The organism is Bacillus sp. FSL M8-0277, assembly GCF_037975305.1.
Classification (GTDB): domain Bacteria; phylum Bacillota; class Bacilli; order Bacillales; family Bacillaceae; genus Bacillus; species Bacillus pumilus.
In genome coordinates, this window is the sequence record NZ_CP150255.1 from 780,141 (window position 1) to 806,827 (window position 26,687).

Consider the following 26,687-nt stretch of genomic DNA (forward strand, 5'->3'; position numbering starts at 1 on the left):
CTTCGCACCACCTATCAATTATTTTGATAAAACAATCAAAAACATTCATTAGATTTATTATAAGGCATCCCTTATCGTAAAGGTAGCGAAGGGGGAAGAAAAAATGGATCGTCGTCAAAAGCAAGTTGTGTCAATATCGCTCATCACAGCATTTGCACTTATTGGGGATTCAATGCTCTATATTGTTCTCCCGGTCTATTGGAAAGAGATTGGTTTATCATCTATTTGGGAGGTCGGGTTACTGCTGTCCATCAACCGATTCATTCGTATCCCGCTAGCACCTGTCGTATGGTGGCTCTATCGCTATATCCCAATGAAGACGGGTGTATTGATCGCGATTTTGATCGCGTCAGTGACCACGATATTATATGGGATGAGCGGCTTTTGGCTGCTGCTTATCTGCCGCTGCGCATGGGGTCTCGCTTGGACATTACTCCGAATGAGCGGGATGAGGGTTTTGGCTGAAATGGACGAAGGCTCACAAGGACATTTGACGGGGCTTTATAATGGGCTTTACCGGCTTGGTAGTTTATTTGGCATGTTATTTGGCGGAATCTTTGCTAGCTTGATCGGCTTCCAGTCCATGACGCTAGTCTTTGGTTTACTTACATTGATGGGATGCATTTTTTATGTATCGTTGGATGAAATTGAAAAGAGAGAAGGCACGCAGGTGTATCATGGCATCAAACAAAAGTGGTTTACACGAGATGTTGTAAAAGTACTGATAACAGGCATGCTGATCGCACTGATCATTCAAGGTTTATTCGCATCCACGCTGAGTCATGTCATTGAAGCAAAGATTGACCAGGATCAATTGACTCTGTTTGGCTTTGTCATCGGAGCTTCGGCTTTAAGCGGTGTGCTTCAAGCAATTAGGTGGGGATGGGAACCATTTGTGGCACCGAGAACGGGCAAATGGTTTGATCGGCTTGTGATGAAGGAACGAATGCTATGCTGGATGTTTCTTTCATTTGGAGGGCTCAGTTTTCTTGGGGTCATGCTGAAGGTAAGCGGCTGGTTCCTATTGATGCTGCTTTTGATTCAGCTGCTGGCAACGATTGTCACAACGTTCACCGATACACTTGCCTTTCAAAAAGCCTCTGCTCAAACAGATAAGAACCGCTTTCTCGCCAGCTATTCTTTTGTTCAAGATATGGGGGCTGCTTTAGGGCCTTTGTGCGGGTATACGTTGATTCAGTTTTTCGGAACAAACAGCGTCTTTTGGTTGATGCTCATCATAAGCTTAATGCTTGTCAGCATGTGGGTAAGAGGCGGGCAGCATGTTTCTTCTAGTGCAGTGTAAAAAATAAAGCGTTATATAAAAAAACTGCCTCATGCAGCTGATCGCAGGAGGCAGTCATATTCTCTTATTCTAAGTCTGAATCGTAGGCTTTTTGCGTGAGCTGGCTGACAACCTCTTTTAATCCATTTGGTTTATGGAATTCAACAGGTGTGCTTCCTTTTTCGAAGACAATTTGGTCTGCTTCGACGAGCACGACATATCGATTGTTGACCTTCGCAATATGGATCAAGTGGCCAAAGTCGGCTAAAAGTCCTTTGATTTCTGTTTCACCTAGACGCATTTTCATTGTGATGTCAGGGGTTTGTTCCACAATGTGAGAAGCTGCTAGTGTGACCTGTTCTGTATCGAGTGTTTCTCTAATTTCTCGTTTTTCACTCGCTTCCCATATTTCAAGATCCTCTTCGAACTGCTTTAATTCTTCACTTTCATCCTGTAATGTTTCAAATACTTGTTCCTGCACCATGTTCATAACCTGTGATTTCATGATTTCAGGCATAGATTCTCCGTATTCGACGAATTTCAGAAAGTCCTCAAAATAACGAGCATGTGAGGATTGGTGAATTTTCACTTCAGCTTCCTCTGTCATGCCCTCTTCTGGCATAAAAGGGTATTGAATTGATTTCATGTTTTTTGTTGTAATCGCCATTTCTACTTTTTTGATCAAGGTAGATGTATCAGCGATAGAAGCAACTTTCTGTTCAAAATCGCATTTCATAATAAAGACAAAGGAGTCATCGAAGTACTTTTTAGGAACGGCAGACGCAACTAAAAAAACGCCGCCTCTGACAGCACTTGTATCTAAATACGTGCGAACAAACTGTTCACTGCATTCATTAAATACTTCTTTTGTATCGGCAAATCTCGTTTGATGAAATAAATTGTAGTTTGGATTTGAATCGAGTTCATGACCGGGTTCGACAATGAACCGGCCAATTTTGGTTGGTACTTGTTCAGATTTAGGGTGTCTGTCCACTTTTCGTTTGACGATTTTTTTTAGCTCACCATCTAAAAAGTCCTTCAGCTCACTTTGTTCAAATTCCTCTTGATCTAATGTTTGATAATGCTTGAACCGTTTATTTGCTTGTTCATCTTTGCCTTCGATTTCTACGACAAAGAATGATAGAAAACGTATCGTAAAATCCATTGATTGGTCACCACTTTTTCTTCTTCGGATATGTTGAGTATAGAAAAAGGAGTGAAAATCGTCAACGAATGGAGAAATATCGTGTCATTATTTCCCGAGAAATGTTTATGGAAAAACACTTGATAATAATTATCATTCTTGATAGAATGATAAAAGAAAAGAAGGAACCTGCCAGTTCCTTCATCTCAGAAAAATCACTTATTTTGTTTCAAATGTTTCGCAATCAGTTTCAGTATTGCGAGTCACATCAGTCATTGTGTTTTTACCAATTTTAATGGTAGAAGCCGTACAGCTGTTATCAGCCCAAAAACGGCAAGAGTTCACTTCACAAAGTACGTTTTGTGCCATGGGAATTCACCTCCGTGATTCATATTGAGAATGAAGCAAGCTGCCACTTGAATTCATCCCATCTAGTAGTCTCTTGATAAAAAGAGGCTGTTTGTGCTGTTGATGCACATGTTTATCATACCATCTACCCTGATAATATACAATTTAAACTTTGAAAGAGCGAGAATACAAATCTCGCTCTTTTTTTATTTGTAAAAATAGTTAAATGCTAGGTGGCATCCTCTCTCATTTCGACATATGAATAGAGTAGATTCAAAACCTGAAGTCGGACAAAGTATGAGGGTACATGTACTGATTTTCCGCATAAAGATAAGGTTTTCAATCAAAAATTTTTCATAGAGAGATGAGGGGAGAAGATGAAAGCAGTCATTCTCTGCGGAGGAAAGGGAACGAGAATGAGTGAGGTCACACAAGCGCTTCCTAAACCACTTGCTATGATCGGAGATCGGCCTATTCTATGGCATATTATGAAAATCTATCAGTATTACGGAGTAGATGAGTTTATCTTATTGCTTGGATATAAAGGAGAGAAGATCAAAGAGTATTTCCTGAACTACGACTGGCGGCATCACAGCATGAAGCTAGATATGGCGACAGGGGAAATGAAGCTTTTAGGAAAGTCAGAGAACTGGAAAATCACTTTTTTAGATACAGGCGAGAATACGATGACAGGCGGACGGTTAAAGCAGGCACAGGACTACATTGGGGATGAAACATTCATGATGACGTATGGTGATGGACTTGCCAATGTCAATATGTTTCATCTGCTGAAGCGTCATCAGGATCTTGGGGCAGCTGCGACTGTCACAGGAATTGAAAAGAAGTCACAGTACGGGACGTTGAAGGTATATAACGGGATGGCACAATCCTTCTCTGAGAAGACAGACAGTATCGGGATGATCAATGGAGGATTTTTTGTGTTGTCTCCAAAGGTATTTGACTATTTGACAGACGATGATCAATGCGTGTTTGAAGCGGAGCCTCTTCAAAATCTGGCGAATGATGGAGAGCTTGCGGTTTATGAGCACCACGGATTTTGGACAGCGATCGATACGTATAAGAACCTGAAGGAAATCAATGGCATGTGGACAAATGGAAAACAACCATGGAAGGTTTGGTGACGGCATGAGCGGATTTTGGAATGGGAAAAACGTATTTGTGACTGGATGTACAGGACTATTGGGAAGCTATCTCGTCAAGGAATTGATTGATCAAGGGGCAAACGTGACGGGACTTGTGCGTGATCAGGTGCCAAGGTCGAATTTATATCAAGGCAGTCAATTTGAAAAGATGAATGTGGTGCAAGGTGCATTGGAGGATATGCAAACGATTGAACGTGCGTTAGGAGAATACGAAATTGATACCGTCTTCCATTTGGCGGCGCAGGCCATTGTTGGGGTCGCAAATAGACACCCTATTTCTACATTTGAAGCCAATATTTTAGGGACATGGAATGTGCTTGAGGCGTGCAGAAGACAGCCGCTGATCAAACGAGTCATCGTGGCATCAAGTGACAAAGCATACGGCGATCAGGAGCAGCTTCCATACGATGAAGACATGCCGCTAAATGGGAAACATCCGTATGATGTATCAAAGAGCTGTGCAGATTTAATTTCTCATACGTATTACAACACATATGGTCTTCCAGTTTGTATTACGCGCTGCGGCAATTTATACGGGGGCGGGGATTTAAATTTCAACAGAATCATTCCGCAAACCATCCAGCTTGTGCTAGAAGGAGAAGCGCCGGAAATTAGAAGTGACGGGACATTTATTCGTGATTATTTCTACATTGAAGATGCGGTTAAGGCTTATTTGTTGCTAGCTGAGAAGATGGAGGAAAAAGGGCTCGCTGGAGAAGCCTTTAACTTTAGTAATGAAATTCAGCTGACGGTTCTTGAGCTCGTAGATAAGATTTTAAAGGCAATGGGCAGTGAACTGAAGCCTCGTATTTTAAACCAAGGAACGCATGAGATAAAGCATCAATATTTGTCGGCAGAAAAGGCGAGAAAGCTGCTTGATTGGAAGCCAGACTACTCGATTGATGAAGGTTTAGAGAAGACGATTAAATGGTACCGCGAATTCTTTCAAAAATAGAGGTGTAAGTAGATGAACAGCATATATTGTACGGTTCTATCAAGTGGAAGACTTTATCAAGCCATTGCGTTTTTCTTGTCATTGAAGCAAGTAGAAGATGATGCTGTCATCAAGACGTTATGTATGGATGATGCTGCATTTGATCTGCTTCAAAAAATGAATTTTCCTCATGTTGATCTTGTTCATGTACGGGAGCTCGAAACGCCGGAGCTGCTGGAGAAAAAAGAGGAACGGGATGCCTCGGAATATTGCTGGACATTAAAACCGATGTGGATTGAGTGGTTATTTGAACAGGAGCAGGCAGAAGGAGTAACCTATCTTGATGCGGATTTATTTTTTTATGAGAGCCCGCAAGTGATTTTTCAACATCAGCCGGATGCCTCTGTTTTACTTTCGAGAGGGGATATTGTGATTCCGAGCTTTGATCCTGAGGAAGTGAAGATGCTTCAGAAGCTTTTAGGTCGCTATAATTCTGGCTTCCTGCATTTTAAAGGAGATAAAGCCGGACGAAAATGCCTCAGCTGGTGGAAGGAAGAATGCTTGAAGGAATGCAAAAATGCACCGGGCGAAGGCAAGTTTGGAGATCAAGGATATCTCGATCATATGCCGAAGCTGTTTGAAAAAGTGGAGGATATCCAAACAAAAGGCGTGAATATTGGTCATTGGAACTATGGGCAGCATTCCTATCGGGAAGAAAATGGACGGATTTTGCTGGAGGATGGGCAACCGCTCATTTGCTATCATTTCAGCGGCTTTCGCATCGTGAGCAAGGATGAGATGCAGCAAATTCATGAAAAAGGGAGAGATGATCTGCCGTTTTTCCAAGAAGCCTATCGAAACGTGCTGCGCCATGTGATTGAATCTGTTGAGCAGGTCGATCCGCTGTTTAACGGCTATGCCAAATTGGAGGAGGATGACGCATGAATGAGAAGCCAAAGGTAAGCGTCATTATTCCGAGCTATAATGCCAAGGAGCGTTTAGAAGGGAGTCTTTTTTCTTTAACGCTTCAGAATACGGATATTCCGTTTGAGGTCATTGTCACTGATAATGGGTCAACGGACGGCACGATGGAAATGCTTGAGAACATTGAGGTGAATTTCCCGTTTAAAAAGGTGCGTATTCCTGTCAATCAAGGGATAGCCAAGGGGCGCAATCATGCCATTCGCGAGGCGGAGGGAGACCTGCTGATATTCCATGACAGCGATATGCTGGCAGAGCCGCAATTTATTCAAAAGCATGCGGAGGCACATGCTGATCATGAGGACCTTGTCATTTGTGGTGTATGCTGGAAGCGGATTTATCGTTATTTTTACGAAGCATTTGATCAGGATCATATCAATCGGTTGAAAAAGCAAGGCCTGTATAAGCGGAAAATGAATGATAAAACGCCTCTTTTATCAATGAAGGAAGTTGAAAATGGTGCATTTCTAGAGAAAAGTTTCGATTTGCAGTCTGAGTTTATTGATATCCTCAAAGACATTTTGCGCACGTACAACTATGATTTAGGCTCTTATGAGCTGCCGTGGCGATTTTTTATTACGAATAACTCCTCTGTCAAACGCAAGCATGTCATCGCGCTCGGGATGTTTGATGAACAGATCGTTCGGTATGGGTTTGAGGATTATGATTTAGGAATTCGTCTGCATCAGCTTGGTCTCTCCTTTGAATTGCGAGAGGATATCATGAGCGTGCATCAGGAGCATCCAAGTAATTTAACGTCATTTGATGACATCAAATATAACATTTTGTATATGTGCGAGAAGTACAACAATATTGATGCCATTGATGTCCATTTGGCTTTCTCTGGTCCGTTTTCTCACACCGTCACAAATGACATTGTGAAAGAGGTTCGGCAGCTACGTGAAAATCCGGTATTCGATGGTCTGCTCTCTTATTTTTTAGAGCTGCTTCATTTGATCACGGAGCGGAACGTAGGCGTCAAACGGGATAAAAAAGATCAGCTGACCGCTAGACATGTCCCTTTGAAAAAGCTGTCAGAGGCAGCGCAGCTTGCGCGGCAGGAATATGGCTGCACAGTGCTTGTAGAAGCCATTCAAGGGCTGACAAAAGAGCTATTACGCGTTGATTTGTTTCAAGTGGATGTGTTGTAGATGGCATCTTATCATTTTACAACCATTGTGTCGAATACCCATGTTTTTAAGCTTTTGGCGCTGATTCATTCGCTTGAACAAACCGCTCATTCATTCAAGTTGTCTGTTCTATGTGCAGACCCTTTGGCTTACAAGGTGTTAAGCGAATTTCCTCATCCGCACGTTCAATATGAACAGCTTGAAGATATTGAAGATGAGACGCTGCGAAAGGCAAAGGATGATCGGACGTTCCATGAGTATTGCTGGACGTTAAAGCCCGTTTTTTTGCTCAAAATCCTTGAGTCCTCAGAAGCGGATTATCTCGCCCATTTGGATACGGATTTGTATTTTTATCATGATCCAGAGGCGATATTTGCAGAGAATCCACTCGCTCATTTATTTTTGACGGATCATATGAATTCCAAGCGGTTCTATCACTTTTATGAGTTATCTGGCCGCTTCAATACTGGATTTGTCGGCTGCCGCAACACAGACGTTGCCAAACGGGCGGTCACACAATGGAAGGAAAACTGTCTTGCACACTGTACAGTCGAAATGGATACAAAAAATAAGACGTATGGAGATCAGCGGTATGTTGAAAGATGGATCGATGATTTTGAAGGGGTCCATGTGGTGACATCTAAAGGAGCCAATGCCGCGATTTGGAATATTGAAAACTACAAGCTTTCAGTTGTGAAAGGGGAAATGTATCTCGACGAATGTCCACTCTTGTTCTATCATTTTTCTGCCTTTACGATCATTGATGGGAATACCTTTAATCTGAATTGGTATTACTATATGACAGAACAAAAGCTTGTGGATCATCTATATATTCCATATGCCGATTTGGTTCATCAAAAAATCAAACAGGTGCAAAAGGTCTTTCCGGAATTCCAGCAAGGGTTTATTGCAAAGAAGCATGTACCTGATACGCATTTTTATGAGATATGAAAAAACCGCTCAATCACTGAGCGGTTTTCTCCTTTTTATGATTCATTCCATTTGGAGATGGCTTGATCGCTAGGTAGTAAGAATGCAAGGATGCCTAATATCGGTAAAAAGGCGACTCCGATCATGGTAGGCGTTAAACCGAAGGCATCAATGAATGAGCCTAGAGCGACCGATCCGATTGCACCCATACCAAACGCAAGTCCAACCGTTAAACCAGACATTGTGCCAATTTTCCCGGGAAATAGTTCTTGAGCATAAACGACTGTGACAGAGAAGCTTGACGTCAGAATGACTCCAATCAGTCCAAGTAAAACATAGGCAAAAACAGGTCCGGCAAATGGCAGCAGCAAGGCAAGTGGAAAGGATGCCAATAAGGAAATTAAAATCACCGTTTTCTTGCCGAAGCGGTCTGCAAGCGGCCCGCCTAAAAAAGTCCCAATTGCACCTAGAATGAGAAATAAGAAAATATAAGTCTGTGATTCTTTAATCGTCAATCCATATTGTTCAATCGCATAAAACGCATAGAAATTTGATATCGCATTTCCATACCAAGAGCGGGCAAAGATGAGAAAGACGATAATGCCAAGTGCTGTGAGTGCTGACTTACGGTGAAGTTCAGATCTTGCAGCTTTTGGTGGAGCTTTTTTCGCTTGAGCTCGAATGGTTTGAAGTCTTCCTGCGTACCATCTTGAAATATAAAGAAGGAAACCGACAGCTATCATTCCAACAATCGTAAACCAAGCCACGCCTGGCTGACCGAGAGGGACGAGCATTAAAGCAGCGATCAGCGGAGCAAAGGCTTGACCTGTATTTCCGCCTACTTGATAGATGGATTGTGCAAGTCCTCGTCTTGGACCAGCTGCCATGTTGGCAACGCGGGAACCCTCTGGATGAAAAATGGCAGAGCCGAGTCCGATAAAGACAACGCAAAGCAAGATGGTGGCAAAGGAAGGCGCAAACGCAAGCCCGAATATACCGACAGCACTAGAAAATAAAGCAACCGGGAGTGCATAAGGCATCGGCCTTTTATCTGTGTACCACCCAATAGCGGGCTGCATCACGGAGGAGACCATATTTAATGTAAAGGCAATCAGCCCTAATTGTGTAAAGGTCAGCCCCATTGAGCGTTCTAAAATAGGGAACATGGCAGGAATAACGGCTTGCAAAGTGTCATTGAGCATATGGCAAATGCCAATAATCAATAAAATGGGATAAACCGTTGATCCAGTGACAGAATTTTGAGGTTTATCCTTTGTACGAGCAGCAATAGCCAATGAGACTTCCTCCTTTCATTCAACTGTTTTCTATTTTGCATTCTTCTCATTTTATTCATAAGGTGAACTATAAAACAATAGCAAATTGTCATGATTTAGAAAAAAGAGACACAAGCGCTTGTGTCTCTAAATGGTTACTTATAAAAAGTTGCGATGACAGGCTTCATTTTTTGAATAACGAGTCCACTACCACCGCGATTTTTTACACCTTCAATCATGCCGACGAGGACGTAATCTTCTTTTTTAGGATTAAAAGCAAGTAAAAATCCATTTTCAGAACCGTCTGTCGCTCCTTGTTTGCTTTTCAGCTCTGCCGTTCCTGTTTTAGCGGCAATATCAGCTCCTTCAATTTGTAAGGAGTGAGCTGTACCGTTTGGACTCGTCACGACCTGAGTGAGCGCGTTTTTCACTGTATTTGCCGAGTCTTCTTTGATGATTTGTTTTGGTGATGCTGTTTTCTCATCTTGAACGACTCGAGGATAGACAAGCTTGCCTCCTGTTGCAAATGGAGAATAGGCATGTAATTGTTCAATCGGTGACATGAGTAATTCTCCTTGACCATATGCTGAGTCAGCAAGTAAGATGTCCGATTGAATGCCGTCGTTTGATACTTGTGCTGGTTTCATTGTAAATGGCATGTGCAAATCTTCACCAAACCCAAATGCTTTCACTTTTTTTTCATAGGTGTCTTTGCCAATTTCCAGTGCTTCCTGTCCGAAGTAAATATTATCTGAGTACACGAGGGCATCAACCATATTTACGTTTTCTTTATCGTGAACCCGTGTAATTCGATAATTGCCCCAAGATTGATCCTTTTGCCATTTCAGTCCATGGATGGTGCGTACTTTATTAGGCTTTGTGACACCTGTTTCCAGCCCGATGGCTGCTGTAATGGTTTTGAATGTAGACCCTGGTGCATACCGGCTCGCATACCGGGCTTGGAATGGGAGATCTGGGTTTTCACTGTATGCCTGATATTGCTTAGGTGTGATCCCATTTGTCATAAGATTGACATCATAGGAAGGGGCGCTGACAAGCGCTAATAGATCCCCCGATGATGGATTCATGATCGTGACGGCCCCTTTTTCACCTTTCAGCTGTTCATAGGCTTTTTTCTGTAAAGAGGCATCAATGGTCAGCTTCACTGTTTTTCCATCTTGTCGATCTGACTTTTGCAATGTTTCTTCAATGCCTGTTTCATCATGGACGATCAAAATGCTTCCGCCATCTTGTCCGCGCAAGTTTTTGTCAAATGTGAATTCAAGACCGGTTTTGCCAATGATTTGATCTGCTTTTAATGCCGGATTTCTTTTGATATCATCTGCATTTGCTTTCCCGACATAGCCGGTGAGATGGGCGGCGGCTTCGTTATAAGGATAGTAACGCATTTCCTTCGATTGATAGGTGACGCCTTTTATATCCTTTGGAATCGGCTTCTGTTCTAACATTGATTTGAGCGGGACAAACGTGTCGTCTGTGACCCATGCTTGTTTCAGCTGATTGTCGATTAGTTCTTCATCTAAATCAAACGCCTTGCTGATTTTTTTGATATTGCGTTCTTTTTCTTCCCCTGTGCCAAGCTTTCCTGGGATGATGCCAAGTGCGCTTCCACCAGTTGTTTCTGCTAGGGTACGCCCTTTTCGATCGACGATGTTTCCACGGACAGCAGGGTCTGATTTGACCTTGATGGTATCTCCCTTCTCCATTTGCGGGAAGATGAGATTTGGCTTCCAGTCGACTTTCCATTTGTCATCTTCTTCTGAGAGAACGCCCTTGTAAGAAAGCTTGTGCAGCTTGCCCAATGACGTTTTCATTGTCACATCATAGGAAAATTGATACCCATTTCCTTTGTCCTGTTTTTCGACGTTGAGCTTTGATATGTTCAAATCATAAGCACCAATTCCGTTAAAGATATTGTCGTATTTTTCGGCTAGTTGTTTTTTTGAGAAGTCATTGGCTTTCAAAGACGCACTTGTTACCTCATCAGCCAGCCTTGTAAAGTCTTTCTTCTCCATTTGTTTCGTAAAGGATTGAGCCGCTTTTAAAGCTTCTTTTTCTTTTGAAAAAAGAGAATCTTTTAAGAAAAAGAAAGCAGCAGCAACTACGATGATACTAAGAATGGGGATCATGACTTTTTTCTGTTTCCAAAATGATTTTCGTTGATCCGTATACAATAAAAACACCTCAATTTTTGATTAGATCCTCTATATTTTACAGTGATTGGTCGTGATTTGTATAGTTTCTCCTATGAAAATAGACCAAGGCACGATGTCATGGTTTTGGGAAAGGGACGAAAATGATAGCTTGTTTCTATGAAAGATATCTTCATTTTTTCTTATGATTTAAAGGATTTCTTAAGAGATCATCGAATGTGAAAAAATAGAAAAATATACAAACGCTTTCAATAGGGGGAATTGTTATCGTTTATAAAAAGGTGAATGTGATTGGACTTGTTCTTGGACCGGCACTCTTCTTGCTCATTCTTTTTCTCATACCTGAAAATGAATTGACCTATGCTGCGAGGGTAGTCTTGGGCATTACCGCTTGGACGGCTACATGGTGGGTGACAGAAGCACTGCCCATACCTGCAACATCTTTATTGCCCATCATCCTACTGCCGACACTTGGCGGGCTTTCTATGGAACAGACATCAAGAGCTTATGGAGATCCGATCGTTTTTATGTACATGGGAGGATTTATGATTGCAATTGCCATTGAAAAATGGAATCTGCATAGAAGAATGGCCTTACACATTTTAAGGGTGATTGGCACACGAAGTGACCGCATTGTATTAGGTGTCATGATTGCGACTGCTTTTTTATCTATGTGGATTTCAAATGCAGCGACAGCCCTGATGATGCTTCCGGTGGCACTGGCTGTGATTAAAGAGGTCAAGGCTAATGACATCTTAGCTGGTCCATCTCTTGAGCGATTCAGTAAAAGCATTTTATTGTCGGTTGCGTATTCAGCGTCAATTGGTGGTTTGGCAACACTTGTTGGGTCTGTGCCAAATGCTGTGTTTGCTGCAATGTCAAAAAAGCTATTAGATCGGGAAATTATGTTTTTTGAGTGGTTTTTGTTTGGTTTTCCGGTTGCGATGAATCTGCTCATTCTCTTATTTCTGTATTTGACCAAGGTACAGTTCAAAGTAGAGCACACAGGTGAAATGAGTGTAACGTTCATTCGAAAAGGATTAGAGAATTTAGGGAAAATGAAACAAGAGGAGAAATGGGTGTTTGGTGTTTTTCTTATGACGGCGTTTTTGTGGATTTTTAAGCTCTTTTTGTTTGGAGGAATCACCGTATCTGATACATCTATCGCCATTTTCGGTGCCATGCTGTTATTTCTCATTCCAGCAACAAACGGAGAGAGAATATTAGAATGGCAGGATATGAAACAGCTACCATGGGGGCTGTTGCTTTTGTTTGGAGGTGGGCTTTCACTCGCTACGGGCTTTGCAGAAACCAATCTAACAGGATGGATCGGGGAAAATCTACAGCATTTAAATGGGCTTTCGTATATCATGCTATTGATCATTTTAACGGGAGCGATTTTGTTTATGACTGAAATTATGTCAAATACAGCTGTTGCCAATATGATTATTCCGATTACGGTAGGGCTTGGGCTTGCGATTGGCATCGAGCCCTATGGGTTAATGGCTGCGGCTGCTTTGGCTTCCTCATGTGCGTTTATGCTGCCGATTTCCACACCGCCAAATGCTGCTGTCTTTAGTGCGGACGTGCTGAAAATATCTGATATGGTCAGGGCAGGCTTTTGGTTAAATATCATGAGTATTGTGGTGATTGTCCTTGCGGTGTATTTCTGGCTCCCGATTGTGCTTAAAAGCTGAGCGGGTTAAGATGATGGCTTTGATCGAATCGAGACTGTCGGTGTTTTTGTTTCTTTTGGCTTCGGTGGAGGTGCTGATTTTTTGATGTGCGTGTCCTTTGGCGTATAATAGGTTGCCCCAATATTGAGCCTGCCTTGAAGCTGATCAATGGAAAGCTCCCCAAACTCTAAATGGTAATCAATTTTGTCCACATGCAGGGATTCGATATGAATGTGTGTATCCTCTGAGACAGGAGAAGCTGGTGCGGACATTTTTTGCTCGAGAGCGGTGAGCCTTTTCTCCAGCTCGGTGACAGAGGGGGATGGACTGGATTCAGTTTTTTTAAAGAGTGATAGAATGAAATGTTTCAAGTAGACCACAACCTTTTCTTCTGCCTTGATCTAGTCTATGGAAAAGCTGTGAGATATATACTTATAGAGATGACAAGAAAGGGGAGACGCACATGCTGCCTACTCAGATTCACATTGCTCATATGAAAACGAATTCGATTGGCACAGGATCATCTATGACGTTTGGCTCGACGTTTGTTCGCAATCATTGCAGTACGATCAAAAGGAACAATGGCTTTGGGGAACAGAATGCTGATGGCGTGATCACGATCCTTCCGATTGAAGCGATTGATGATCGTGATCAAATCGACGCCGTGAGTATCAATATTCGTCATCTATGATAATAGCAGTCGCTTTTCCTTCATCCTTTTGCAGCCTGATATAAAGTACACCGTCTTTAAAGGCCGCATTCATTTGTCCAAGAATCATTTCTGGAAGCCGGATTTTCTTTTCAAACGGACCATACTTCCCCTGCTTTTGGCGAAAATCCTGCTCATTAAAAAAGGAAAGACGCTGTCCTTTCACAACCAAATATTCACCATATGATAACACTTGTACATCTTCCTTTCGGTAGCCAGGTAAATAAATTAAGTACTGAATTTCTGTCGCGGTTTCCACCATGTCGATTGGTGGAAACGACGCATCTGGGCCGCGCTGATCCTGCTGTGTGAATGTAAAGGGAGATGGACCATTTGCCATAAAGGGAGATCTTTGCTCATCATCGAAGATCATTTTCCAAAAATCATCCCCATGCATTTGCTGGGCAATATCCATCCACTGCTTCATTTTTTCGAAGTCCATGTGAAGACCTCCTGTTAACATACTTGATGGGTGCTTGCATATACCTATAAAAAGGAGGTTTATCTGTGGTTCAACCAACTCCGTATATCAATATTAATATTTTCATGTTAAAAATTAATTCCTTTGAAAATGCATCGGCGGTGAATGTCGGACAAAATTTGTTAGCAGAGTGGCAAAACTCAGATAAAAAAAATCAGGGGTACGGACAAAATTTTGGAGATGCGAGCGGTTTTGTCGGGACAAAAAGCCATGTAGATGATCGAGATCAAGTGGACTCACCTGCCTCTTTTTCACCAGCAGCTAAACCCATTCAAAGGAAGTGACGTGTGATGTTATTCTCACCCTCAGTCGTCAATGTCGGTGCTTTTAAAATCAATGCAATGGATCGGGGTGCATCACTGACGCTAGGTCCTTATCAGCAGATCGATTATTTTCTCTCAATGAAATTGAACCAAGGATTTGGAGAGGACAATGGAGATTGTTCACCGCTTGTCATACCGATTTCAAGCGTGTTAGATCCAGATATGGTGGACTCAAATTCAGTCAAAAACAGCGTGGTTTAAGCAAAAAAAGAGACCGGGAATCCCCGTGTCTCTTTTCTAATTTGTTTCATTCAGATGGCTTTTTCGTCTTGCATAGGTGAAATAGACAACGACACCAATGGCCACCCAGATCAGGAAGGCTCTCCATGTCTCCCATTTCAGTGTAGCAGCCAATATCATACAAATGACCGCACTAATAATGGGAAGGTAAGGTACAAAAGGTACTTTAAAAGCTGTCTTCATATTCGGATGTTTTTTCCGTAGTACGATCACAGCGATAGAGATCACCGTAAAGGCTGCAAGTGTACCGATGCTGACTAAATTCGCTAGCGTAGATAAGTTAACGAATCCAACGATACATGCCGCAACAGCACCTGTGAGCCAAGTGTTGGCAACCGGTGTTTTCGATTTTGGATGAACGTTTGAAAAGATTTTCGGCATGAGTCCATCTCGGCTCATGGCAAAGGTTAAGCGAACTTGAGCATAAACAAGTGCAATTAACACTGTCGTAATCCCGATAATAGCACCTGCGGATATAATGCCCGCCACACTATTCAGGCCAACAACTTGAAGAGCAAATGCGACAGGGTCACTGACATTCAGCTTCGTATAGTGAACCATGCCTGTTAAGACGAATGAAACACCAATGTATAAAATCGTACAAACACCGAGCGCACCGATGATTCCGATTGGCATCGCCTTTTGAGGATTTTTGACTTCTTCAGACGCATTAGCGATTGCATCAAATCCAAGGTAAGCAAAAAAGACAGTCGCCGCTCCAGCAATCACGCCGTGAAAGCCCATCGGCATAAAAGGTGTCCAGTTTTCAGGTTTGACGTAAGCAAAGCCAGAAATGATAAAGAGAAGGACGATGGCAATTTTAATCAGCACAATGATGTTATTCAGCTTCGTACTTTCTTTGACGCCTCTTGAGACGATAAAGGTGATGAGCAAAATAATGAGTGCGCCTGGAAGGTTAAAGACGGCTCCATCAGCGGCTCCAGGTGCAGCTGATAATGCCTTCGGTATGTGCAGACCGAATCCACTGAGCAGTGATTGAAAATAGGACGACCATCCGCTTGCTACAGCAGAGAGCGCAATGACATATTCAAGCATGAGATCCCAGCCCATTAAGAAGGCGAGAAATTCCCCAAGTGTTGCGTAGGAATACGTATAGACGCTTCCTGACACAGGAATGGACGAGGAGAATTCAGCGTAGCAAAAAGCAGCAAGGGCGCATGCGATCGCAGCTAAAATAAAAGATATAATAATCGCAGGTCCCGCATCTTTCGCAGCAGCAACCCCCGTAATCACAAAGATACCAGTCCCGACCACGCAGCCAATGCCAAGCAAGATTAAATCAAACGTATTTAACGATCGGCTGAGCCGCTTCGTTTGACTTTCAAGCATGAGCTGGTCGAGAGACTTTTTTCGAAATAAAGAACTCATGTTGACCTCCTAATGGATAAATCTTTTCGTAAGACGAGTGTTAGTATATGCTTAAATGATAATTTAGTCAATTGGTTGGAGAACGCTTTAAATCACTAAAGTATTAAACGCCACAATCGAATTTGTGCTTAAAAAGAGACATCCGCCAAGAGATGGAAGGCGGATGTGGCGATAGATAGTCTATGTCTATTTAGTAAATATTTTTTCATTATACAGCACACTTGGATGAGTGGGGTTATGGGCGGCGGAGGCAAGGTGATGTGTTTTGGCTTTCTCCAAATTGCCGAGCTGATAATAACAATAGCAAAGCTGAAGGTGAGGATACCACGTTTTATACTGTGTGAGTGTGAAGGCTGCTTCGTTTTCAGGAGCCTTCAGCGCCTGCTCATACCAAAAGATCGCTGCCTGATGTTTATTTTGAATTTTTAGATGATCCCCGATCCGGCAGCAAAATTCTGGCCGAGGCTGATCATATAAGAAAGAACGTAATAATGAGGATAAAGCCGCTTCCTCGAAACCTACCGCATAATAGCAGTCGGCTAAATATTGGCATGCGCGAATTTCATCCTCAATCCAGCACTGTTTTGTCGCTAAAAATTCATGATAAAAACGAATCGCTCTGACATGCTGCTTGTTATCTCTTAATTCATTGGCAAAGTAAAAGAGATCACGGGGTGTCATGTTCTCTCCCTTTGCCAGCATATCTTCATAAATTCGCAAGTTGCGCCCAGGCTCACCAGCGGTTGTTTTCTTACGCTTTTGGTGTGTGACGGCGATATCGGCTGGAAAGATGTTGCCATACACTTGAAGATACTCATGAACGGCTCCGTACCATTGAAAGTTTAAGGCACGCTTCACTAGGCGATTTCTTCTATATTTAAAATTCACCCGACCGTCTTCATCAAATCCCACATGATAAAACATCGAGACGGCATCTACCGAAGGATCGAGTGTCTCTTTGAGCTGAAGAAATTTTTGACGGTCTTCTTCTAGCAGAACATCGTCTGCATCAAGCCATAAAATATACTCTTTCGTTGCACGTGAGAAAGCGAAATTGCGGGCTTTGGCAAAATGCTGAACCCATTCGAAATCAAGTACCTGTGCTGAAAAGGAGTGAGCAATCTCCTTCGTACGATCTGTTGAACCTGTATCAACGATGATCATCTCATCGACAATGTCTTGAACAGAGGAGAGGCAGTCCGCTAACACCTCCTCTTCATTTTTCACGATCATACATAAGCTAATGGTTACCATCTTTAGATCACCTCTTCATAGTGTATCGAGCAGCAAAAGGAAACATTCTTTTCAGCAGCAGGTTTTTTAAAACTAGTTTTCTGCTACTGGCTGATTTAGAATAAAGGAAGAATCTATGTAAGGGCTGATAAAAATGAGTTTATTGAATGTTGAAGGATTATATAAAACCTATGGCGAGAAAACGCTGTTTGATCATATTTCTTTTCATATAGAACCAAAGGAACGCATCGGATTGATTGGACCAAACGGAACAGGAAAGTCAACGCTCCTAAAGGTCATTGCAGGACTTGAATCGTTTGAGGAGGGTGACATCACGAAGGCAGGGACACTTGATATCGAATTTCTTGAGCAGGACCCTGAAATGAACGGGGATGAAACGATTCTCGATTACATTTTTTCTGGAACAGCACCCATGATTCAAACGATGAAGGCATATGAACAGGCACTCGCTGATTTAGAGCATGATCCGCAAAATGAAGCAAAACAAGAGGCGCTCATGCGCATGCAAAATCGAATGGATCAGGAAGACGCATGGGATGCGAACCTGTCAGCCAAAACGATTTTGACAAAGCTTGGCGTCAAAGATGTGAGCCGTTCTGTTCATGCCTTATCAGGCGGACAGAAAAAGCGTGTCGCGATTGCTAAAAATTTAATTCAGCCTGCGGGATTGCTGATTTTAGATGAGCCAACCAACCATCTCGATAATGCAACGATTGAATGGCTCGAGGGATATTTGAGTCAATACAGCGGTGCTGTCATTCTGGTGACGCATGATCGTTATTTCCTCAACCGTGTGGCCAATCGAATTTATGAATTGAATCAAGGACAGCTCTATACGTATAAAGGAAATTATGAAGTCTTTTTAGAAAAAAGAGCGGAACGAGAAGCCGAAGCTCAGGTAAAAGAAACGAAGCGTCAAAACTTACTCAGACGCGAGCTTGCATGGCTGAGAAGAGGGGCAAAAGCAAGAACGACGAAGCAGAAAGCACGCATCGGCAGAGCCGAAGAGCTGATGGATCAAAAAGGGCCTGATGCGAAGGGAGAGCTGGATTTCGCCATCGGTTCCCATCGCCTAGGAAAACAAGTCATAGAGGCAGAAGACTTGTCGATTTCCTTTGCTGGCCAGAACCTTGTGGAGCGGTTTACAGACTTAGTCGTGCCGGGCGACCGGATTGGGTTTATCGGACCGAATGGAGTCGGAAAAACGACGCTACTCAACTGTCTAGCGGGTAAAATTGAACCGACTTCAGGACAATTGACGATTGGACAAACCGTTCGTATTGGCTATTACACGCAGGATCACAAGGAAATGGATGAAGAGCTGACGATCATTGAATACATCAAGGAAACAGCTGAAATCGTTAAGACATCTGATGGCGCCATAGTGACAGCAGAGCAAATGCTAGAGCGGTTCCTATTCCCAAGATCCATGCAACGGACGTTTATTCGCAAGCTGTCAGGGGGAGAACGCCGCAGATTGTATTTACTGAAAGTCTTAATGGAAGAACCGAATGTTCTCTTTCTAGATGAGCCGACGAACGATCTTGATACGGAGACACTTAGCATTTTAGAGGATTATTTAGAACAGTTCCCTGGCGTTGTCATGACCGTATCGCATGATCGTTATTTCTTAGACCGAGTGGTTCACCGTCTGCTTGTCTTTGAAGGAAATGGCCGCATTTCACACTACCAAGGTGCTTACAGCGATTACATGGAGCAAGAAAAAGAGGCGAAGCGGACAGAGACAAAGCCCGTTGAGAAACAAGTAGAAGCGGCGCCTAAAAAGAGAAAAAAACTTTCTTATAAAGATCAGCTTGAATGGGACGGAATTGAAGACCGGATTCAGGCATTAGAGGAAAAACATCAGCAGCTTGAAGCCAGCATTGCAGAAGCAGGCAGTGATTTTGGGAAAATTCAAGAGCTGATGGACGAACAAAAAGCCGTTGCTGAAGAACTAGAACAAGCAATGGACCGCTGGACAGAACTGTCGATCATGATTGAGGAATTAGAGGGTTAATCCTAATATGAAACCTGTAGAACATTCTACAGGTTTTTTGCTTTACATCAAAACACGAGAGAATCAAGAACTCAAACATTTACGTTTACGTTAAGGTTATAAAGGTGTATAATAAATCATGAATTGATGAGCAGGAGGCACTGGCAATGGAATGGATGAAAATTGATCAAGTGGCGAAAAGAAGCGGGCTGACGAAACGGACGATTCGTTTCTATGAAGAGATTGGTTTATTATCAGCACCAAAGCGGACAGAGGGCGGTGTCAGACTGTACTCAGAGGACGACATGGAAGAACTAGAGAAAGTAATGCAGGCAAAAGAGGTACTCGGCTTTTCTTTACAAGAGCTTCAATCGTTTATGGAAATAGGAAAACAGCTAGAGCTAAATAAAGAAGGCTATTTGCTGTCGCTTGATCCGAAGGAACGATTAGAGAAGCTGTTAGATATGGATGCGCAGCTGACTGTGCAGCATCAATTGATTACAAAAAAGCTTGAAACGATTCAATCCTTTAAAAAGGATCTTGAAACGATGAAAGATAAAGCGGCTCATGCAATTGAGCAATTACAAAAATAAACACCTCTGTGTGTTTATTTTATTTTGTCAACATTTGAAGGAAAGGTTCTGATGGAATGAAGGAAGAAGAAGTGTTAAAACAGCGTACAAGTCTGCTTAGACAGCCGAAGGCCGTCTGGGCTGTTGCCTTTGCATGTGTGATTTCATTTATGGGGATAGGACTTGTGGACCCGATTTTGCCGGCCATTGCATCACAATTAGATGCATCTCCAAGTCAGGTCTCTCTTTTATTTACGAGCTACTTACTTGTGACCGGCTTTGTGATGTTTTTTACCGGCTTTCTCTCTAGCCGGATTGGTGCGAAATGGACGTTATTAATCGGACTTATTTTTATTATTGTCTTTTCTGCTTTAGGCGGTACCTCTTCAACGATTAACGAATTAATCGGCTTTAGAGGTGGATGGGGCATCGGGAATGCCTTATTCATTTCAACGGCTCTCTCTGTCATTGTTGGCGTGTCTGTTGGAGGAAGTGCGAAGGCCATTATTTTATACGAGGCTGCACTAGGTCTTGGGATTTCGGTTGGACCACTGCTTGGGGGAGAGCTTGGGACGATCTCTTGGCGCGGACCATTCTTTGGCGTTGCGGTATTAATGCTTGTTGCTCTTTTAGCCATTACGTTTATGCTTCCACCGATGCAAAAACCTCAGAAAAAGGTGAAATTATTCGAGGCTGTCGGGGCGTTAAAATATAAAGGGCTTTTAACGATGGCATCTGCCGCTTTCTTATACAATTTTGGTTTCTTTGTGCTTTTAGCATATTCGCCATTTGTGCTTCATCTGGATGAGCATGGTCTTGGTTATGTCTTTTTTGGATGGGGACTATTTTTAGCTGTGACATCCGTCTTCTCAGCGCCGGTCATTCATCGCAAGCTTGGGACATTGACTTCTCTTGTGGTTCTGTTTGCTTCGTTTGCTGTGATTTTATTCGGTATTGGGATCTGGACTTCACATGTAGTCGTCGTCATCTGCGGAATTGTCATTGCTGGGGGTATTCTTGGCATGATCAATACTGTGCTCACGACCGCTGTGATGGGATCAGCACCGGTTGAGCGTTCCATTGCTTCATCCTCTTACAGTGCTGTACGGTTTATTGGGGGCGCGATTGCTCCTTGGATTGCCGGCGTACTTGCTGAATCTTATACAGCAAGCACCCCTTACTATGTGGGGGCGGCTGTCGTTCTGTTAGGTATGATCATCCTGCTGATTGGTCGTAAGCATCTCATCAATATTCAAGCAGGTCATTAAATAGAAAAAGCCATATATCTGCATCACATATATGGCTCAGCGTGTAGACAAACCCTCGCATTCTTTGTCAGGACTGCGTTCCGGTGCTCACGAATGTTCAATTCGCTCCACTCCGGTACTCGTCCTTCCTAGACTTCAAAGGTTTTCTATCATGCTGAAAAGAAGACAAAGGGCTAAAATAAAGATCATTTTAGCCCTTTGTCAACAATCTGAAGCCTATAATACTTTGGTCGTCCAAGATTCGCAATTCCAAGTTTCAGTGGCTACATCTTGATAAAATTCAGGTTCGTGAGAGATCAATAAGACGCTCCCTTTGTATTCCTTTAATGCACGTTTTAGTTCTTCTTTTGCATCGACATCCAAGTGATTGGTCGGCTCATCGAGAACAAGTAAGTTGGTTTCTTCGTTGATCAGCTTGCAAAGACGGACTTTTGCTTTTTCTCCTCCGCTTAATACAGACACGCGGCTTTCAATATGCTTTGTCGTTAATCCGCATTTTGCAAGAGCGGCTCTCACTTCATATTGCGTGTAAGAAGGGAAGGTGCCCCATACCTCTTCAATACAGGTGTTGCTGTTTTGCTCTTTTACTTCTTGCTCAAAGTAGCCAATATGAAGGAATTCTCCGCGTTCCACCTCACCCGAAATTGGCGAGATTTCTCCAAGGAGACTTCGCAGCAATGTCGTTTTTCCGATCCCGTTAGCGCCGTATAACGCAATTTTTTGCCCGCGTTCCATTTTCAGATTTAATGGACGAGAGAGCGGTTCATCATAACCAATGACCAAATCTTTTGTTTCAAAAATCAATTTCCCAGAAGTCCGTGCCGTCTTAAAGTGGAATTCAGGCTTTGGCTTTTCTGCTGCGAGTTCAATCATATCCATTTTATCCAGCTTCTTCTGACGGGACATGGCCATATTTCTTGTGCTGACACGTGCTTTGTTTCTTGCAACAAAGTCCTTTAATTCAGCGACTTCCTGCTGCTGCCTTTTATAAGCTGCTTCAAGCTGCTGCTTTTTGACTTCATACACTTGTTTAAATTGATCATAATCACCAACATAGCGCGTGAGCTCTTGATTTTCAACATGATAGATCAAGTTAATGACGCTGTTTAAAAACGGAATATCATGTGAAATGAGGATAAACGCATTTTCATATTCCTGTAAATAGCGCTTCAGCCACTCAATATGCTGCTCATCTAAATAGTTGGTCGGCTCATCGAGGAGGAGAATTTCTGGCTTCTCTAACAGCAATTTCGCAAGCAATACTTTTGTACGCTGCCCGCCGCTCAGCTCCGTCACATCACGGTCTAGCCCGAGATCCGTTAACCCAAGACCTCTGGCTATTTCTTCAACCTTGGAATCAATGATATAGAAATCATTGTTTGTGAGCGCATCTTGAATAACGCCCACTTCCTCTAACAGCTTTTCCAGCTCATCAGGATCGGCTTCACCCATTTTGCCGTAAATGTCATTCATCGCTGCTTCCATGGAAAATAAATAGTGGAATGCATCCTGAAGGACTTCGCGGATCGTTCTTCCCTTTTCTAGCACAGTGTGCTGATCAAGGTAGCCAACACGGACATTTTTTGCCCACTCGACTTTTCCTGCATCTGGCTCCAGCTTGCCAGTAATAATATTCATAAACGTTGACTTTCCTTCACCGTTGGCGCCAATTAAGCCGACATGCTCGCCTTTTAATAAACGGAAGGAGACTTCGTGAAAAATGGCTCTGTCGCCAAAGCCATGGCTTAAATCTTTAACAGATAATATCATTTTTTACACCTCAAATAGATTCAAAACGGCTAGTGCCTCTCATGATTATATCGAACTGTCCGGCTCGATAAAAGCATCAAAAGAAAAATTGCGTTTCAAAGCTGATTTTGAGATACTAAAGGATAGATTGAATGAGGATAAAGGAGATCGACATGATAGAAAATTGGGCATTTTTGAAAGAAGCAAAGCCATTTATACAAGAGAACTTCCAAGCGGCTGGCTTTGAAAAACCAACAGCTATACAAGAAAAAACAGCAGAATGGATTACGGAGAAGCGTGATGTGATTGCAGAATCGCCTACGGGAACGGGGAAGACACTGGCGTATGTGTTGCCGCTTTTAAATAAAATCGATGTGAATATCAAGCACCCGCAAGTCTTAATCTTGGCACCTTCAAGAGAGCTTGTGATGCAAATTTTTGATGTCGTTCAAGAGTTCAAACAAGGATCAGACATCAAAGCGATCTCCTTGATTGGTGGAGCGAACATTAAAAAGCAGCAGGAAAAACTAAAGAAACACCCGAACATCGTTGTCGCAACACCTGGCCGTGTACAAGAATTAATCAAAATCAAGAAACTAAAAATGCACGAAGTCAAAACAATCGTGCTAGATGAAGCAGATCAGCTTCTTGTGCCAGAGCATATGAAAACGATCCAAGCGATCATTAAATCCACATTAAAAGAAAGACAAATTCTTTGTTTCTCTGCGACCTTAAAAGACGAAACGGTCCAACTGATTAAAGAAATGACGTCTGAACCAGAAGTATTGAAAATTGCTAGAAGTGAGGAAGAAGCGCAGAAAGTAGGACACTATTATCTATTATGTGACCAGCGTGACAAAGTAAAACTTCTGCAAAAGCTATCAAGGCTTGAGGACATGCAGGCGCTCGTTTTTGTGCGTGATATTACGAATCTAAGCATTTATGCAGAGAAATTAGCGTATCACCATGTCGACCTCGGTGTTCTTCATAGTGAAGCGAAAAAAGCAGAGCGAGCTATCATCTTAAAGGAATTTGAACAGCGTGAATTCCCGCTTCTTCTTGCAACAGATATCGCAGCAAGAGGCATCGATATTGACGATCTGCCGTATGTGATCCATGCCGACCTGCCAAACGAAGAAGGCTATATCCACCGTTCAGGCAGAACCGGTCGCGCAGGAAAGGAAGGGGCTGTCATCAGCCTAGTCACACCTCAAGAGCAATCAATGCTGAAAAAAATGGCGAAAAAGCTGAATCTTTCGCTTCAGGAAATTGTTTATAAGCAAGGCCAGCTGCATCTTGCGCCAAAGCAAGCATAGAAAAAGGACCCTTCCACATGGAGGGTCCTTTCTTTTTATGAAATTTTGACAAGCTGTTTTCCGACATTTTCCCCTTTGAATAGTCCGAGGAATGCATCAGGAATGTTGTCAAAGCCTTCAATGATTGTTTCTTTGTAAGTCAGTTTGTCTTCTTTTACCCATTGTGCGAGATCTCTTGCTGCTTCTTCAAAACGATCTGAATAGTTGGCAACAATGAAGCCTTGCATCAATGCGCTTGTTTTAATGAGTTTTGTTTGCACACGCGGTCCGATGTCCTCGCTTGCGCTAATATTATAAGACGAAATCGCGCCGCACACTGGAATACGTGCGAAGCGGTTCAAATAATTCATCACAGCATCAGATATTTCGCCGCCTACATTGTCAAAATACACATCGACGCCGTTAGGGCATGCCTTTGCAATAGCATCATCTAAGTCATTTGTTGTTTTATAATTAATTGTTTCATCAAAACCCAGTTCTTTTAAATAAGCCAGCTTATCATCAGATCCCGCAATCCCAACGACGTGAGCGCCTTTGATCTTAGCAATTTGCCCAACAACGGAACCAACAGCACCTGCGGCCCCAGAAATGACAACGGTCTCGCCTTCTTTTGGCTGACCAATCGCAAGAAGACCGAAATAAGCGGTTTGTCCTGGCATGCCTAAAATGCCTAAATAATAGGACAATGGCGCAATGGATGGATCAATTTTAGTCAGAGATTCAGCTTTGGCTGTAGAATATTCTTGCCAGCCAAGGAATCCAAGAACAAAATCACCTTTTTCAAATTGAGACGATTTAGACTCGACAACTTCTCCGACAACACCGCCCTGAATCACTTCATTTAGCTTGAATGGAGGTGTATAGGATTTTGTATCCTGCATTCGTCCTCTCATATAAGGATCTACAGAAACATATTTCGTTTGAATCAAGACTTCACCATCTTGCGGCACAGGTATATCGACTGTTTCAAAATGAAAAACATCTTTTGTAGGTAATCCTTGTGGACGTTTGGCTAATTGAATTTGCTTTTGTTGACTCATGTCAAATCCTCCCTTTCACTTGCAACCTAGATTTACATTAACATGATGCTTCTTTTCATTCAAAACATACGGTCTATTTCAAGCACATACAAAAAAGCAGCCGCCATCTCAGAGATGAGGACTACTTTTTTGGAAGTCAACAGAGAGGAGCGGTGGCAGACAGCCAAACAGCTGATACACGTCCGCATCACGTTCTTTTAATAAATATTCGTTCGCATTTTGCATGGAGGCTTTCATCATATCGCGCGTCACAAAAGGAAAAAGGATATTCAAGTATGAGGACAACAGGTCTTGTGGATCTTGTTCAATTGACTCGATATCTCCAATGTTAATAATGATGGAAAAGAGATAATCAATGGAGATGCGAAAGTGCTGTTCAGCAAACAATGTAAGCGGCTTTGCTTTTGCTTCTTCAGGATTCCACTTTTGAAAAAGCTGTTTCACCAAATCACTGACAACCCAAGCATTAAACTGCTGCTCCGCTGAAAAGTAATACATCAGCTCTACCTCATTTCTAGCCTCCAGTACAAGAATTGTACACCAAAATAGCAGGGATGAACATAATATTTCTGAAAATTTAGTCATTTTTACAGGGTTTTTGTCAAAAATAAGTCAATAGGCATGGCTAGTACACAATGTAAAATGGATGTGCTCAAGGAAGGTTTAATGATAAAAGTGACGGGTAAAAGATTCGTAAGACGCTAAAGGAGGAATATAAAATGAAACCTGTTGTAAGAGAGTATTCAAATGATGAAACACTTCAAAGAGATGTAGAGCAATTAAAATCACTCGGTGTTGCAAGAGAGGACATTTATGTTCTGTCCCATGACGATGATCGTACAGAGCGTATTGCTGGAAACGCAGATGCCAATACGATAGGTCCAAGAGAAGTTGGACTGAAACATGCTGTTGGGAACATCTTTAGTAAAAAGGGCGATGAGCTCCGAAATAAAATCCATGAAATTGGTTTCTCTAAAGAAGAAGCTGAAACATTTGAAGAACATTTAGACGAAGGGAAAGTCCTTCTCTTTGTGACAGACCATGAAAAAGTGAAAACTTGGGCATAATCGCCAACTGAAAAAAGTCTCTTACTTTCGTAAGGGGCTTTTTTTCATGCCTTCATCTCTGAAGGAGAGGATGCATCTTTTTTACTATATTAAGAAAAAACAGCAGATTGGAATAAACAGTAAATCATCTAATTGAAAATGCAGATATACCAAAGAAAATGATAGGAAATGAGAAAGGAATAGTCAAAATATCACAAAAATCTATTCGGGAAATAATTATTGTATCTTTCAATTTTGTTTCAAAATG

The 26,687-nt window shown here is 42.4% G+C and carries 26 protein-coding genes; 15 read left to right on the forward strand and 11 right to left on the reverse strand.

Annotation, left to right across the window (positions count from 1 at the left end; translation table 11 throughout):
- The first annotated feature begins 103 nt into the window (after positions 1-103).
- Positions 104-1,303 (forward strand): MFS transporter, encoded by a 1,200-nt coding sequence (locus MKZ05_RS03710; RefSeq protein WP_339161451.1) that lies wholly within the window; start codon positions 104-106, stop codon positions 1,301-1,303.
- 64 nt (positions 1,304-1,367) lie between these two features.
- Here the strand turns inward: MKZ05_RS03710 and MKZ05_RS03715 are convergent, their stop codons facing one another.
- Positions 1,368-2,447, reverse strand: coding sequence for a DUF3900 domain-containing protein (locus MKZ05_RS03715; protein WP_339161453.1), 1,080 nt, complete (start codon positions 2,445-2,447; stop codon positions 1,368-1,370).
- 198 nt (positions 2,448-2,645) lie between these two features.
- Positions 2,646-2,795, reverse strand: a complete 150-nt coding sequence (locus tag MKZ05_RS03720) for a DUF1540 domain-containing protein (RefSeq protein WP_080984809.1) — start codon at positions 2,793-2,795, stop codon at positions 2,646-2,648.
- 356 nt (positions 2,796-3,151) lie between these two features.
- Between MKZ05_RS03720 and rfbF the strand changes: the two genes are divergently transcribed.
- The 5 genes from rfbF to MKZ05_RS03745 are packed head-to-tail and all read left to right on the forward strand — an operon-like array spanning position 3,152 to position 7,933.
- Positions 3,152-3,916, forward strand: coding sequence for a glucose-1-phosphate cytidylyltransferase (gene rfbF / locus MKZ05_RS03725; protein WP_050945759.1), 765 nt, complete (start codon positions 3,152-3,154; stop codon positions 3,914-3,916).
- 4 nt (positions 3,917-3,920) lie between these two features.
- Positions 3,921-4,892: a GDP-mannose 4,6-dehydratase gene (locus MKZ05_RS03730; RefSeq protein ID WP_339162350.1), complete on the forward strand. Its 972-nt coding sequence runs from the start codon at positions 3,921-3,923 to the stop codon at positions 4,890-4,892.
- A 12-nt stretch (positions 4,893-4,904) separates the two neighbouring features.
- Positions 4,905-5,816: a putative nucleotide-diphospho-sugar transferase gene (locus MKZ05_RS03735; RefSeq protein WP_137055416.1), complete on the forward strand. Its 912-nt coding sequence runs from the start codon at positions 4,905-4,907 to the stop codon at positions 5,814-5,816.
- Positions 5,813-7,003, forward strand: a complete 1,191-nt coding sequence (locus MKZ05_RS03740; protein WP_050945761.1) for a glycosyltransferase family 2 protein — start codon at positions 5,813-5,815, stop codon at positions 7,001-7,003. The genes MKZ05_RS03735 and MKZ05_RS03740 overlap by 4 nt, the downstream gene beginning before the upstream one ends.
- Entirely contained in the window at positions 7,004-7,933 is a 930-nt protein-coding gene (locus MKZ05_RS03745) for a putative nucleotide-diphospho-sugar transferase (protein WP_339161458.1), read from the forward strand.
- Between the two features lie 35 nt (positions 7,934-7,968).
- On the opposite strand, the gene MKZ05_RS03750 is transcribed toward MKZ05_RS03745, so the two are convergent.
- Both MKZ05_RS03750 and MKZ05_RS03755 read right to left on the reverse strand, forming a co-directional pair.
- Positions 7,969-9,207 (reverse strand): MFS transporter, encoded by a 1,239-nt coding sequence (locus MKZ05_RS03750; protein ID WP_339161460.1) that lies wholly within the window; start codon positions 9,205-9,207, stop codon positions 7,969-7,971.
- 134 nt (positions 9,208-9,341) lie between these two features.
- A complete protein-coding gene (locus MKZ05_RS03755) occupies positions 9,342-11,381 on the reverse strand; it encodes a penicillin-binding transpeptidase domain-containing protein (protein ID WP_339161463.1) in 2,040 nt (679 codons plus the stop codon).
- Between the two features lie 260 nt (positions 11,382-11,641).
- On the opposite strand from MKZ05_RS03755, the gene MKZ05_RS03760 reads away from it, so the two are divergent.
- Entirely contained in the window at positions 11,642-13,057 is a 1,416-nt protein-coding gene (locus tag MKZ05_RS03760; RefSeq protein ID WP_339161464.1) for a DASS family sodium-coupled anion symporter, read from the forward strand.
- 5 nt (positions 13,058-13,062) lie between these two features.
- Here MKZ05_RS03760 and MKZ05_RS03765 read toward each other — a convergent pair whose 3' ends face one another.
- Positions 13,063-13,416 carry a hypothetical protein gene (locus MKZ05_RS03765; RefSeq protein ID WP_137055410.1) on the reverse strand — a complete coding sequence of 118 codons (354 nt, stop codon included), beginning with the start codon at positions 13,414-13,416 and terminating at the stop codon, positions 13,063-13,065.
- Between the two features lie 83 nt (positions 13,417-13,499).
- On the opposite strand from MKZ05_RS03765, the gene MKZ05_RS03770 reads away from it, so the two are divergent.
- Positions 13,500-13,727: a hypothetical protein gene (locus MKZ05_RS03770; RefSeq protein WP_226804756.1), complete on the forward strand. Its 228-nt coding sequence runs from the start codon at positions 13,500-13,502 to the stop codon at positions 13,725-13,727.
- Here the strand turns inward: MKZ05_RS03770 and MKZ05_RS03775 are convergent.
- The gene (locus MKZ05_RS03775; protein WP_137055408.1) at positions 13,708-14,187 is read right to left on the reverse strand and encodes an Hsp20/alpha crystallin family protein; all 480 of its coding nucleotides are present in this window, start codon (positions 14,185-14,187) and stop codon (positions 13,708-13,710) included. The genes MKZ05_RS03770 and MKZ05_RS03775 overlap by 20 nt on opposite strands.
- A 65-nt stretch (positions 14,188-14,252) precedes the next feature.
- Here MKZ05_RS03775 and MKZ05_RS03780 point away from each other — a divergent pair, with 65 nt between their 5' ends.
- Both MKZ05_RS03780 and MKZ05_RS03785 read left to right on the forward strand, forming a co-directional pair.
- A complete protein-coding gene (locus tag MKZ05_RS03780) occupies positions 14,253-14,510 on the forward strand; it encodes a hypothetical protein (protein WP_003213975.1) in 258 nt (85 codons plus the stop codon).
- A gap of 6 nt (positions 14,511-14,516) precedes the next feature.
- Positions 14,517-14,750, forward strand: a complete 234-nt coding sequence (locus tag MKZ05_RS03785) for a hypothetical protein (protein WP_024424583.1) — start codon at positions 14,517-14,519, stop codon at positions 14,748-14,750.
- A 36-nt stretch (positions 14,751-14,786) separates the two neighbouring features.
- Here MKZ05_RS03785 and MKZ05_RS03790 read toward each other — a convergent pair whose 3' ends face one another.
- Entirely contained in the window at positions 14,787-16,178 is a 1,392-nt protein-coding gene (locus MKZ05_RS03790) for an amino acid permease (RefSeq protein WP_050945768.1), read from the reverse strand.
- A gap of 186 nt (positions 16,179-16,364) precedes the next feature.
- On the reverse strand, positions 16,365-17,432 hold the full coding sequence (locus MKZ05_RS03795; protein ID WP_003214241.1) for a glycosyltransferase family 2 protein: 1,068 nt from the start codon (positions 17,430-17,432) through the stop codon (positions 16,365-16,367).
- 133 nt (positions 17,433-17,565) lie between these two features.
- Here MKZ05_RS03795 and MKZ05_RS03800 point away from each other — a divergent pair, with 133 nt between their 5' ends.
- From MKZ05_RS03800 to MKZ05_RS03810, 3 genes are all read left to right on the forward strand, one after another.
- Complete coding sequence (locus MKZ05_RS03800) at positions 17,566-19,449, forward strand: ABC-F family ATP-binding cassette domain-containing protein (protein ID WP_339161469.1); 1,884 nt, start codon at positions 17,566-17,568, stop codon at positions 19,447-19,449.
- Positions 19,450-19,595: 146 nt separating this feature from the next.
- A complete protein-coding gene (locus MKZ05_RS03805) occupies positions 19,596-20,021 on the forward strand; it encodes a MerR family transcriptional regulator (protein WP_003213966.1) in 426 nt (141 codons plus the stop codon).
- 56 nt (positions 20,022-20,077) lie between these two features.
- Positions 20,078-21,268 (forward strand): MFS transporter, encoded by a 1,191-nt coding sequence (locus MKZ05_RS03810; protein WP_003214465.1) that lies wholly within the window; start codon positions 20,078-20,080, stop codon positions 21,266-21,268.
- 216 nt (positions 21,269-21,484) lie between these two features.
- Here the strand turns inward: MKZ05_RS03810 and MKZ05_RS03815 are convergent, their stop codons facing one another.
- The gene (locus MKZ05_RS03815; protein WP_044141251.1) at positions 21,485-23,038 is read right to left on the reverse strand and encodes an ABC-F family ATP-binding cassette domain-containing protein; all 1,554 of its coding nucleotides are present in this window, start codon (positions 23,036-23,038) and stop codon (positions 21,485-21,487) included.
- A gap of 152 nt (positions 23,039-23,190) precedes the next feature.
- Between MKZ05_RS03815 and MKZ05_RS03820 the strand changes: the two genes are divergently transcribed.
- Positions 23,191-24,333 (forward strand): DEAD/DEAH box helicase, encoded by a 1,143-nt coding sequence (locus tag MKZ05_RS03820; protein WP_310026779.1) that lies wholly within the window; start codon positions 23,191-23,193, stop codon positions 24,331-24,333.
- Between the two features lie 35 nt (positions 24,334-24,368).
- Here the strand turns inward: MKZ05_RS03820 and MKZ05_RS03825 are convergent, their stop codons facing one another.
- Together MKZ05_RS03825 and MKZ05_RS03830 are read right to left on the reverse strand one after the other, a co-directional pair.
- A complete protein-coding gene (locus MKZ05_RS03825) occupies positions 24,369-25,373 on the reverse strand; it encodes an NADP-dependent oxidoreductase (protein WP_050945772.1) in 1,005 nt (334 codons plus the stop codon).
- A gap of 108 nt (positions 25,374-25,481) precedes the next feature.
- On the reverse strand, positions 25,482-25,871 hold the full coding sequence (locus tag MKZ05_RS03830; protein WP_003214189.1) for a YfmB family protein: 390 nt from the start codon (positions 25,869-25,871) through the stop codon (positions 25,482-25,484).
- Positions 25,872-26,092: 221 nt separating this feature from the next.
- On the opposite strand from MKZ05_RS03830, the gene MKZ05_RS03835 reads away from it, so the two are divergent.
- On the forward strand, positions 26,093-26,440 hold the full coding sequence (locus tag MKZ05_RS03835; protein ID WP_003214326.1) for a general stress protein: 348 nt from the start codon (positions 26,093-26,095) through the stop codon (positions 26,438-26,440).
- The last annotated feature ends 247 nt before the right edge of the window (positions 26,441-26,687 follow it).